Below are 5384 nucleotides of genomic sequence, written 5' to 3'. Positions count from 1 at the left end.
CGGACCGGCCGCGCGATGACGACTAGGAGCGGGGGCGGCTGTCGTCGGTGGTGGTGCGCGTGGTGGTCGGGTCCACGAGCTCGATCTCCTCGTGCGACACCTCCTCGTCCACGCGCTGCTGCTCGGTGACGGTCTCGGTGCCGAGGCTCACGCGCTCGACGGGGACGGTCTCCTTGGCGGTGACGACGCGCTCCTCGGTGAGGACCACCTCGTGCTCCTCTTCGCTGAGGTCGGGGCCCGCGAGGGCGTTCCCGGCGTTCGCCTCGGTGATCGGCTCGCGGGTGAGGGTGACCTCGTCGTGGCTGACGGGGACGGTGCGGGTGACCTGCTCGGTGACGATGTGCTTGCGCAGGCGGGCGCGGCCGGCCTCGACGCTCTCGGTGCCGACGCGCAGACGCTCCTCGGAGCGGGTCATCGCGTCGTCGGTCGTCGGGCCGGAGGTGTCGTGGCCCTCGGTGCCGTGGCCCTCGGTGACGAAGTCCGTGGTCGTGCCGGCGTCGGCGTCCTGGTCGTAGAGCGGGCTCTCGGCGCGGGTTCCGCCGACTCCGTAGTACGAGTACAGGGCCTCCTCGTCGTCGGCGGTGAGCGCGCCGTCGTCGTCGATGCGCGGGGCGTCCTTGACGAACGACTTCTCGTAGGCGACGCGGACCACTCCGCCGTCGAACGAGGCGTCGCTCAGCGGGGCGAACGACTCCGAGGAGCCGAAGAGGCCGGTGCGGATGGTGACCCAGGTGGGCTGCTGGCTCTCGTTGTCGACGTAGACCTGGCCGACGGTGCCGATCTTCGCGTCGTCGGTGCCGTGGACGTCGGCGCCGATCAGGTCGTTGACGGTGCTGCTGTCGATCATGGTGCACTCTCTTTCGCCGGGCACTGGCCCGGATAGCGGTGACGGATGGACGAGCGGACCGGAGACGCGTCCGTACGGGAGCACTCTCCGATTCCTCCGGAGGAGCAGGACCGGCCGGAGAGCGAGCCCCTGCAGTCACTCCGCTGGGAACGGACTTACGGTGTAAGCCACTGGTGAACCTTACGGTGTAAGCATCAGTAGGGTGGAAGAGCTTGCGCGTTCCTCCAGGACCTGATATCCGGGCCAGGTGAGCACGCAGAGAGGTGTCTTCCGTGGCCGACCGCGAACGAACGGGCAAGTCCGGCTCCTCCGCGCCGCGGCTCACTCGTGATCTGATCATCGAGACCGCTCTGGCCCACATCGACCGCTCGGGGGCCGAAGCCCTCTCGATGCGATCGCTCGCTCAGGAGCTGGGCGTCGAGGCGATGTCGCTCTACCGCTACGTGCACGGCAAGGAGGACCTCCTCGAAGGGGTCATCGCCGTGCTGATGACGGACCTGACCGCGAGCCTCGCCGAGGCGGACGACCAGCACTGGCAGGAGTTCCTGCAGACGGCGGCCCACGCGGTGCGGCGCATCGCGACCGACCACCCGAGGGCGTTCCCGCTGGTCGCGACCCGGCACCCGGCCGCTCCATGGCTGCGTCCGCCGCTGCGCAGCATCGAGGTCGTCAACACCTTCCTCACGACCCTGACGGCGAACGGCTTCACCGACGCTCAGGCCGTGGGCGCGTACCGCTCCTTCAGCAGCTTCCTGCTCGGTCAGCTGCTCCTGCAGTCGGCCGTCAAGGGCGCCGAGACGTCGCCGACGGACCTCCCGCTCGACGAGGGAGACGCCGACATCCCGCAGCGGGACGGCAACCTCTCCCTCGACACCGCGCCCGAGGTCCGGCGCCTCCGCGCTCTCCTCAGCGAGGACCGCAGCGAGGAGGAGTTCGAGATCTCCCTCGAGACCCTCCTCGACCGCCTCGACCTGCAGCTCTCGCAGTAGGACGGGCGACCCGACCCTGCTGGTCGAGCAGCCGCGCAGCGGCGCATCGAGACCGGGCTGCTCTGCAGAACGCCCGCGGAGGCGCGGATCACCCGAAGATCCGCCCCTCCGCGAGCACCCCCGATACTCCGCGATCAGAGCGCGGGAGTCCAGATCCGCATCGTCGACGGTCCGCGGTTCGCCCACGTGTAGTAGGGCCGGAACTCGGCCTCGAAGCGCTCGCCGACGAGTGCCGATCCGGCCCCGTAGGCCCATCCCGCCTCCCCCGCCGACACCGCGGCGAGCGCCACCCGGGCGCCGTCCGGCGTCACGACGGGCTCCACCGAGCGGTCGACCGCGAGGTGCTCGGTGTCGAGCCCCTCCGGCAGGTCCACCGACTCGATCGCCAGCACGAACGGTCCGCGCTCGAGAGCGACCTGGCCGCGAACGGCGTCGATCCGCGGATGGGGTGTCACGAATCGCGCGGTCATCGGGAGCGAGAGGCGCACGGTCTCCCCGGCGCGGAACGCGCGGCGCACGGTCACCGTCTCGAGTGACGCCTCCACCGGCGCCCCGTCGAGCAGCGCTGAGCCGCGCGCCCACGGCGGGATGCGGAGGGTGAGCGCGAACTCGGCGTCCTCCTCGATCCGCACGACGATCTCGCCGTCGGCCGGGTACTCGGTCTCGACCTGCAGCGCGATGCCGTCGGTCTCGACGCGGTAGGCCCCGTACTGATGCAGCTGCACGCCCTCGTCGTCCGCGGTCGCGAAGCCCAGCTCGACGCTCGCCAGGGTGCGCGCGGTGTTCGTCGGGCAGCACGACACCCAGAACCAGGGCGCCCGCAGGCTCGACTGCGCCCGGTCGGTCTCGACCGACTCGTCGGGCTCCACTCCGTCGGCCCGCTGCTGCAGCGTGTTCGTGTAGAAGAAGGCGCGCCCGTCGGCGCGGATGGCCGGCAGCACGGCATTGAGCAGCGTGCGCTCCATCAGATCCGCGTGGGCCGTCTCACCCGAGCGCAGCAGCAGGCGCCAGCTGAGCATGTCGGACGCGATGGCCGCGCAGGTCTCGGCGTAGGCGCGGTCCGGCGGCAGCTCGTAGTCGGCGCCGAACGCCTCGTCCTGGTGGTGCGAGCCCATCCCGCCGGTGATGTAGGTGCGGCGCGCGACGGTGCTCGACCACTGGCGGCGCACCGCCTCCTCGAGCTCGGCGTCGTCGGTCTCGACCGCCACGTCGAGCGCTCCGGAGGCGAGGTAGAGCGCGCGGACCGCATGGCCCCGCAGCACGTCCGCCTCGCGGACGGGGACGTCGTCCTGGAAGTACTCCGCGCCGAACTGCACGGGTCCGAGCGTCCCCGTTCCGCGGCGCTCCACGAAGAGCCTGGCGAGCTCGAGCCAGCGGCCCTCCCCCGTCGCCCGGGCGAGCTCGGCGAGCGCCGGCTCGATCTCGGGGTGCCCGCAGACCGCGACGCGCCCCTCCGGACCGAACTCCCGCCAGACGTGCTCCGTCAGCCGCCGTGCCACCGCGGGCAGCAGGTCGTCGTGCCCCGTGCGCAGCCGGGCCACGGCCGCCTGGATCAGGTGCCCGAACGAGTACAGCTCGTGCCCCCACTCCAGGTTCGAGTAGCGGGCCGGCTGCCCCGGGCGGCCGAAGCTCGTGTGCAGGTAGCCGTCCTCCTCCTGTGCCGCGGCGACCCGGGCGACGAGCGCCTCGTACGAGGCCGCGAGCTCCGCGTCGTCCGAGCGGCCGAGCTCCCACGCCATCGCCTCGAGCAGCTTGTAGACCTCCGAGTCGACGAACTCGATCCCCGCGTGGTGATCGCCCGAGGCGTCCGAGATCGTGCCGTCGGCCGCCCGGTCGAAGTTGCCGGCCCAGCCGACCCGCTCGATCCACGAGAGGCAGTGCCCGATCACGGCCCCCGCACCGAGCTCCTGGTACCGCTTCCAGAACCCTCCGGTCAGGCGGATCTCGTGCTGCCCGAGCGGGCGGAGCCGTCCGGAGCTCGGCGCGACCGGGCCGCCGAGGGCGGAGGCGGTGGCGGGAGCGAGGGTCGGAGTGGGGGACGTCGTGGTCACGGAGTTCTCCTAGGTGGGACGGTCAGTCCTTGACGGCGCCGGCGGTCACTCCTGCGGAGACGTAGCGCTGGGCGACGACGAGGAGCACGGCGGCGGGGAGGGAGGCGACGACGGCGGTGGCCATGATCGAGTTCCACTCCTGGTTGTTGTTGCCGATGTAGCGGTAGATGCCGAGCGTGATCGGCTGCAGGTCCCCTCCGCTGTCGAGCGTCGAGGCGAAGACGAAGTCGGACCACGCCCAGAGGAACGCGAAGAGCGAGACGGTGACGACGGAGTTGCGGCTGATCGGCATGATCACCGACGTGAACGTGCGCCAGGCGTTCGCGCCGTCCATCCGTGCCGCCTGCGTCAGCTCGTCCGGGATCCCGGACATGAAGGCGGTGAAGATCAGCACTCCGAACGGCACGGCGATCGTGGAGTCGGCCACGATCAGCCCGGCCACCGAGTTCAGCAGCCCCAGGTTGAGGTAGATCGCGTAGAACCCCATCGCCATGATGATCGCCGGGATCATCTGCGCGATCAGGAGCACGAACGAGAGCCCGTTCCCTCCGCGGGGCCGCAGCTTCGCCAGCGAGTACGCGGCCGGAGCGGCGATCGCGACGGTGAGCACGACCGTCCCGAGTCCCACGATCAGGCTGGTGCCGAGGAACGGCAGCTGCTCGCGCAGCACCGCCTCGTAGCCGGTGAACGTGGGCGAGAGCGGGAACCAGTCCGGCGGATCCTTGCGCATCGAGCCGGTCGGAGTGAGCGAGACGTTCACCATCCAGTAGACGGGGAACAGCATGATCCCCGTGAGCACCAGGCCGATCGCGGTCAGCCACCAGGGCCTGCGCGCGGTCACGACTGCGCCTGCTTCCGCTGCACCCGGATGTAGACGACGCCGAAGACGAGAGCCAGGAGGATCAGCAGGTTGCCGACCGCCGCCGCGGGTCCGAAGTCGGGCAGCATCGAGCCGAAGCCGAGCTGGTAGGTCCAGGTCGCGAGCGTGGTGGACGAGTCGGCCGGGCCGCCCTTCGTCATGATCCAGATGATGTCGAACACCTTCAACGTGTAGACGAGGCCGAGCAGGATCGTGATCGCCGAGACCGGCCGCAGCAGCGGCAGCGTGATGCGCCAGAAGGTCTGGAACCCGTTCGCACCGTCGAGCGAGGCCGCCTCGTAGAGGTCCTGCGAGATGTTCTGCAGACCGGAGTAGAGGATCACGAGGTTGAACGGGATCCCGATCCAGATGTTGGCGATCAGGACCGCGATCAGCGAGGTCGACGGCGACGTCAGCCAGTTGATCTGCCCGATGCCGAACGACTCCAGGAACGCGTTGACGATGCCCGACTCGCTGTTCAGCATCCACGACCAGGTCGACGCCGACACGATCAGCGGCAGCAGCCACGGCACCAGGAACAGCGCCCGCAGCGTCGCCGAGAGCGGGAACGTCCGGTAGAAGAAGACCGCCAGCGCGAGGCCGATCGAGAACTGGAAGGCGATCGAGACGACGGTGAA

At 70.3% G+C, this 5384-nt stretch carries 5 protein-coding genes; 1 reads left to right on the top strand and 4 read right to left on the bottom strand.

Annotated elements, in window-relative coordinates; translation table 11 throughout:
* Window positions 1-22 precede the first annotated feature (22 nt).
* Window positions 23-847, bottom strand: a complete 825-nt coding sequence (locus IOC53_RS18355; RefSeq protein WP_207408025.1) for a DUF2382 domain-containing protein — start codon at window positions 845-847, stop codon at window positions 23-25.
* 272 nt (window positions 848-1119) lie between these two features.
* Here IOC53_RS18355 and IOC53_RS18350 point away from each other — a divergent pair, with 272 nt between their 5' ends.
* Window positions 1120-1836, top strand: coding sequence for a TetR/AcrR family transcriptional regulator C-terminal domain-containing protein (locus tag IOC53_RS18350; RefSeq protein ID WP_207408023.1), 717 nt, complete (start codon window positions 1120-1122; stop codon window positions 1834-1836).
* Between the two features lie 134 nt (window positions 1837-1970).
* On the opposite strand, the gene IOC53_RS18345 is transcribed toward IOC53_RS18350, so the two are convergent.
* The 3 genes from IOC53_RS18345 to IOC53_RS18335 all read right to left on the bottom strand — a co-directional run.
* The gene (locus tag IOC53_RS18345; RefSeq protein WP_207408020.1) at window positions 1971-3887 is read right to left on the bottom strand and encodes a beta-L-arabinofuranosidase domain-containing protein; all 1917 of its coding nucleotides are present in this window, start codon (window positions 3885-3887) and stop codon (window positions 1971-1973) included.
* Window positions 3888-3909: 22 nt separating this feature from the next.
* On the bottom strand, window positions 3910-4728 hold the full coding sequence (locus IOC53_RS18340) for a carbohydrate ABC transporter permease (protein ID WP_307786258.1): 819 nt from the start codon (window positions 4726-4728) through the stop codon (window positions 3910-3912).
* Window positions 4725-5384: carbohydrate ABC transporter permease (locus tag IOC53_RS18335; protein ID WP_207408018.1), on the bottom strand; the 660-nt coding region annotated here is incomplete at its 5' end. The genes IOC53_RS18335 and IOC53_RS18340, both read right to left, overlap by 4 nt.

This window comes from Rathayibacter sp. SD072, from assembly GCF_017355185.1.
Classification (GTDB): domain Bacteria; phylum Actinomycetota; class Actinomycetes; order Actinomycetales; family Microbacteriaceae; genus Rathayibacter.
This window is presented reverse-complemented; position numbering and strand designations above follow the sequence as displayed.